The following is a 4,911-nucleotide window of genomic DNA, read 5'->3' as shown; positions in this document are numbered from 1 at the left end:
CGGCTGTTCCACCTGATCCCCAGCGAGCGCATGCGCGCCGACGCGCTCGCACAGACGCTGGTGTCGCGCAAATGGAGCAAGCTGCTGCTGCTGGTCGGCAGCACGCCGCAGGACCAGCTGCGCGCGGCCACCGCGCAGGCCTCGATCAAGCGCTACGGGCTGCAGGTGGTCGCGACCAAGCCCTACAAGCTCTCTGCCGACCCGCGCGAGCGCGACCTCGCCAACCCGCTGCTGCTGACCGCCGGCACCGCCTACGACGCGGTGTGGGTGGTCGACAGCAACGGCGAGTTCGCGCGCAGCCTGCCGTACCGCATCGTGCTGCCGCGGCCGGTGGTCGGCGACGCCGGGCTGGTGGCGCTGGCCTGGCATGCGCAGTTCGAGCGCTACGGGGCGCCCCAGGTGTCGCGCCGCTTCGCGAAGGCGGTGAAGCGGCCGATGACCGACCACGACTGGGCCGCCTGGATGGGCGGCAAGGCCTTGATCGCGATCGCCGCCGCCGAACCGAAGGGGCCGAACGCCGCGTGGGCGAAGGCGCTGGCTGCGACGCCGGTCGACGGTTCGAAGGGCGGCAGCCTGAGCTTCCGGCCGTGGGACGGGCAGCTGCGCCAGTCGATGCTGCTGACTGACGGGCAGGGCGTGATCGCACAGGCGCCGATCGAGGGGCTGTTGCATCCGACCGACGTGCTGGACACCTTGGGCGCCGATGCCCCGGAGAAGCTATGCAAAGCGACGCGGTGAAACCTGTGACGCCTCCTGTCCTCGCAGAGGCCGGGCCGGCGGCGCGCCACGGCATCGCGCATGCCCTGCAGGCACTGCAGGCGATCGTCGTGCGCGAGCTGTTCAAGTTCTCGCAGCAGACCGGCCGGCTGGTCTCGGCGCTGGTGCGGCCGCTGCTGTGGCTGGCCGTGTTCGCTGCCGGGTTCCGCAACGTGTTCGGCGTCGCGATCGTCGAGCCGTATGACACGTACATCCCGTACGACGTCTACATCGCGCCGGGCCTGGTCGGCATGGTGCTGCTGTTCAACGGCATGCAGTCGTCGCTGGCGATGGTCTACGACCGCGAGATGGGCCTGATGCGCCTGCTGCTCACCGCGCCGCTGCCGCGCGCGTGGCTGCTGTTCTGCAAGCTGTGCGCGACCGCGCTGCTGTCGGTGCTGCAGGCGCTGGCCTTCGTGGTGGTGGCGATGCTGCTGGGCACCGAGCTGCCGCTGTTCTCGTGGGCCGGCCTGCATGCGCTGCTCGCGCTGGTGTGCGGCGCGCTGATGCTGGGGGCGCTGGGCCTGCTGCTGTCGGTGCACATCAAGCAGCTGGAGAACTTCGCCGGCACGATGAACTTCGTGATCTTTCCGATGTACTTCCTGTCGACCGCGCTCTACCCGCTGTGGAAGCTGCAGGAGTCGGGCGCCGGGTGGGTGTACCAGGCGGCGCGCTTCAACCCGTTCACGCACGCGGTGGAGTGGATCCGCTTCGCGCTGTACGGCAAGGACCCGGGCGCCGCACCGTGGGTGGTGCTGGGCTGCCTGGTCGTGTTCTTTGCCGTCGCGTGCTGGGGCTACGACCCGCAGCGCGGCTTCGGTGGTCTCGCCAAACGGGGTGGGGGGCCGGCATGACCGTCACCCGCCGCCGCTTGATCGGCAGCGCCGCCGCGCTCGGCGCGTGGCCGCTGGCGCGTGCGCAGTCGCCATACCCGTCGCGCCCGATCGCGCTGTGGATCCCGTGGCCRGCCGGCGGCGCGACCGACATCTCGCTGCGCCTGCTGGCCGAGCTGGCCTCGCACCACCTGGGGCAGCCGGTGATCACCGAGAACCGCGGCGGCGCCGGCGGCACGCTGGCCATGCCGGTGCTGCAGCAGGCCGAGCCCGACGGCTACACGATCGCGCAGCTGCCGCAGCCGATCTTCCGCGCGGTGCACACGCAGAAGGTGCTGTGGGACCCGATCCGCGACGTGACGCCGATCATCCAGGTCTCGGGCGTCACCTTCGGCGTGCTGGTCAGCGCGTCCAGCAGGTTCCGCAAGCTCGCCGACCTGTTCGCCTACGCGCGCCAGAACCCGGGCCGGCTGACCATCGCGACCAATGGTGTCGGCACCACGCCGCACGTGGTGCTGGAGGAGCTGTTCACCGCGCGCGGCCTGAAGTACATCCACGTGCCGTACAAGGGCACCTCGGAGCAGATGATCGCGGTCGACAACGGCCAGGTGATGGCCGGCGTCAACTCCACCGGCTTCGGGCCCTTCGTCGATTCGGGCCGGCTGCGGCTGCTTGCCACCTTTGCCGCGGAGCGCTCGAAGCGCTGGCCGCAGGTGCCGACGCTGCGCGAACTGGGCCACGACATCGTCGCGATGTCGCCCTGGGGTCTGGGCGGGCCGCGCGGGCTGCCGGCCGAGGTGGTCACGGTGCTGCACGATGCGTTCAGGAAGGCGATGTTCGACCCGCTGTTCATCCAGGAGCTGGCCAAGTACGACCAGCTGATCGACTACCTCGGCCCGGCGGACTACGCCGAGGTCTGCCGCCAGCAGTTCATCAAGGAGGGGCTCATCGTCGAACGCATGGGCCTGACGCGTGGCGGCAGCTGAGCGTCGTTCCCTCGGCGATGCCGCCGTCGTCGTGCTCACGACGCTGGCGAGCTACGGCCTGGCGTCGTTTTTTGAACTGAGCGAGCGCGTGCAGCGCTGGGCGCTGCCGCACGAGCACTGGCAGGCCGACGAGCTGCCCTTCAGCCTGACGGTGCTGGCCGGTGGCCTGGCCTGGTATGCGCTGCGCCGCGCGCGCGACGCCCGCGCGCAGCTCGCGCTGCGCGAACAGGCCGAGGCGCAGGCCCGCGAGCTGCTGATGCACAACCAGGAGTTGGCGCGCCAGCTGATCGCGGTGCAGGAGAGCGAACGGCTGGCGCTGGCCCGCGAGCTGCACGACGAACTGGGGCAGGGCTGTGCCGCGGTGCGTGCCGAGACAGCACTGATCCGGCTGTGCGGCGCGGCCGACCGGGCGGCCACGCTGGCGTCTGCCGAGCGGGCCGACCGCGCAGCGCAGCAGCTGTACCAGGCGGTGCGCGGCATGCTGCGCCGGCTGCGGCCGGCCAACCTCGACGAGCTGGGTTTGATCGCCGCGCTGCAGGAGCTGTGCGAGTCGTGGGAGGAGCGCAGCGGCGTGCCCTGCATCTTTCACCACGAGGCGCTGCCGCGGGAACTGGGCGACGCGGTTGACATCGCGCTCTACCGCGTGACGCAGGAGGCCCTGACCAACGTGATGCGCCATGCACGCGCGAGCGCGGTGCGCGTGAAGCTGGGCCGCAGTGCGCAGGGCGAGCTGCAGCTCAGCGTGGAGGACGATGGCCGGGGCATGGACCTGGCTGCTGCCACGCGCGGCCTCGGGCTGCTGGGTGCCACCGAGCGGGCCGCGGCGCTGGGTGGTGAGCTGGAGGTGCGCGCATCGCCCGGTGCCGGCGTGCAGCTGGTGCTGCGCGTGCCGATGCCGGCTGCATCCCGGCTGGCCACCGCATTGTCCGACAAGGCGCCCGCATGATCCGCGTGCTGCTCGCCGACGATCACCCGGTGGTGCGCAGCGGCTACCTGCGGCTGCTCGACCAGGCGGGCGACATCCGGGTGGTGGCCGAAGCCGGGGATGCCGACGAGGCCTGCGCGGCCTTCATCGCGCTGCAGCCCGACGTGCTGGTGACGGATCTGGCGATGCCCGGAGGCGGGGGGCTGGAGGTGCTGCGCCGCGTGCTGCTGCGCGACGCGCAGGCGCGGCTGTTGGTGTTCAGCATGCATGACGCGCCGGTGCTGGTGCGGCGTGCGCTGCAGGCCGGCGCGCGGGGTTTCCTGACGAAGGCGAGTGCGCCGGAGTGCCTGGTGGATGCGGTGCGCGAACTGCATGCGGGGCGCCGGTACCTGGGCCGCGAGCTGCCGCCCGGTTTGCTCGAACGCGACCCGCACGACGAGGCCGGCCGGCTGGCCGAGTTGAGCGCACGCGAGTTCGAGGTGTTCCGGCTGCTCGCGCAAGGCCACTCGGCCGGCGAATGCGCCGAGGCGCTGAAGCTGAGTCCGAAGACCGTGGCGAACCTGCAGACGGCGATCAAGGAGAAGCTCGGTGTGGCGACCTCGGCGGCGCTGGTGCACCTGGCGATACGGCATCAGGTGATCAGTACGGCGGGGGTTTAGTGGGAGCGCGGCTTCTGTCTCAGGCCGCAGAGACAGGTGGTGCTATGTCGCAAGCACGCGAGCCGCGGTGAGATCTCCGGCTGCTCTGAGTGCCGCCAGCTTGATTCCAAGCTTCGCCGACATCTCATCGAGGATTGCGAGGGTCAGGCGCTCACCTATCAATCGCTGCGAGTAGCGCGATGTGTCTTCAAAGGGCAGCGGGATGCCACGATTGACGAAATGCCATCCATCGTCCTCCTTCCATGCGTGGACGCGCCGGACCGATGCCCCTCCACGGAAGAACTCGAAGGCTGTAGATGGATGGTGTGAGTCAGCCAGGTCGGCACTGATGAACAGGGCTTCCAGTTGAGAGTGGTTCCTCGTCATCGCATTGACGAGGGTGTACCACCCGTCATCCATGCGAYTGACGAAACCAGTCCACGCGTCGCATTCGGGTGAGCTGAAAAAGAGACCGCCAGGCGCGCCATCGCGGGCCGGCAACTCATGCAGGACTGCATCAAGGCCTTGCGCAGGAGGCAGGTCGCGCCAGCGAGCGGGAATGCTCCTCGAAGCAAGAACGGCTTGAGCCGCAACGCACGAATCCTCCATCCTGGCGTGGAAGAAGGCGATGACCAAGCGGGCTGATTTCATGTGCCGTTCAGGGGTGGGGTGTGCCGAATTGATCTATCGCGTTCGGGTCATCGGTCATTCTCCGCGATGCAATCGGTGATCGAGCGCGTCGCAGATGATCGGTCCGTGCAGGAGCTTCACAG

General features: G+C 69.7%; 6 protein-coding genes. 5 read left to right on the top strand and 1 reads right to left on the bottom strand.

Going from position 1 to position 4,911, the window contains the following annotated elements; genetic code table 11:
• The 5 genes from AC1D1T_RS29990 to AC1D1T_RS29970 form a co-directional block, all read left to right on the top strand.
• Window positions 1-738, top strand: a 738-nt coding sequence (locus AC1D1T_RS29990) for a type 1 periplasmic-binding domain-containing protein (RefSeq protein ID WP_477993094.1), incomplete at its 5' end; no start/stop codon positions are given.
• Between the two features lie 5 nt (window positions 739-743).
• Window positions 744-1,610 (top strand): ABC transporter permease, encoded by an 867-nt coding sequence (locus tag AC1D1T_RS29985; RefSeq protein ID WP_477825661.1) that lies wholly within the window; start codon window positions 744-746, stop codon window positions 1,608-1,610.
• Window positions 1,607-2,575 (top strand): Bug family tripartite tricarboxylate transporter substrate binding protein, encoded by a 969-nt coding sequence (locus AC1D1T_RS29980; protein ID WP_477825660.1) that lies wholly within the window; start codon window positions 1,607-1,609, stop codon window positions 2,573-2,575. The genes AC1D1T_RS29985 and AC1D1T_RS29980 overlap by 4 nt, the downstream gene beginning before the upstream one ends.
• Entirely contained in the window at window positions 2,562-3,521 is a 960-nt protein-coding gene (locus tag AC1D1T_RS29975; RefSeq protein ID WP_477993093.1) for a sensor histidine kinase, read from the top strand. Before AC1D1T_RS29980 ends, AC1D1T_RS29975 begins: the two co-directional genes overlap by 14 nt.
• Window positions 3,518-4,159, top strand: coding sequence for a response regulator (locus AC1D1T_RS29970; RefSeq protein ID WP_477993091.1), 642 nt, complete (start codon window positions 3,518-3,520; stop codon window positions 4,157-4,159). Before AC1D1T_RS29975 ends, AC1D1T_RS29970 begins: the two co-directional genes overlap by 4 nt.
• 42 nt (window positions 4,160-4,201) lie before the next feature.
• Here AC1D1T_RS29970 and AC1D1T_RS29965 read toward each other — a convergent pair whose 3' ends face one another.
• Entirely contained in the window at window positions 4,202-4,789 is a 588-nt protein-coding gene (locus tag AC1D1T_RS29965; RefSeq protein ID WP_477993089.1) for a hypothetical protein, read from the bottom strand.
• Window positions 4,790-4,911 lie beyond the last annotated feature (122 nt).

It is taken from the genome of Rhizobacter sp. P2_H3 (genome assembly GCF_056403355.1).
This window is presented reverse-complemented; position numbering and strand designations above follow the sequence as displayed.

What these genes read in the sequence shown, in the direction of transcription:
- AC1D1T_RS29970 (WP_477993091.1), top strand. Translation starts at nt 3,518, where the DNA reads ATGATCCGCGTGCTGCTCGCCGACGATCACCCGGTGGTGCGCAGCGGC.